Origin of the sequence: Paraburkholderia sp. SIMBA_054 (genome assembly GCF_046534875.1) — a bacterium.
Classification (GTDB): Bacteria; Pseudomonadota; Gammaproteobacteria; order Burkholderiales; family Burkholderiaceae; genus Paraburkholderia; species Paraburkholderia hospita.
Genome location: NZ_JAWRXV010000778.1, coordinates 1 through 272, shown reverse-complemented (window position 1 = coordinate 272; position 272 = coordinate 1). Strand labels below are relative to the sequence as shown.

Genomic DNA, 272 nt, shown 5'->3' with positions numbered 1-272 from the left:
ATCTGCTCCTTCACCGCATAAAACAACCGTCACATGCTTTTTTGCTTCCTGTGACATGCGGTAAAAAGCGACTTCATGAGGAATGGAGAGAGGGTGATCTCTACGCTTTACAACTTCAGGCAATAATTGAAAATACTCTTCTTCACTCATTCGATGTGAGTGGAGCTTGACATTGTATTGGTCTGCTGCCAGCTTGGCATAACTTTCTTCAGAAAATCCTTTCTCTTCAAAACTGGTCGAAAAACAATGAATATCATCGTTAGCATACTTGG

General features: G+C 41.2%; 1 protein-coding gene. It reads right to left on the bottom strand.

Annotation, left to right across the window (positions count from 1 at the left end):
- Nucleotides 1-272, bottom strand: a 272-nt coding sequence (locus tag SB822_RS57220) for an asparagine synthase-related protein (RefSeq protein WP_410859119.1), incomplete at both ends; no start/stop codon positions are given.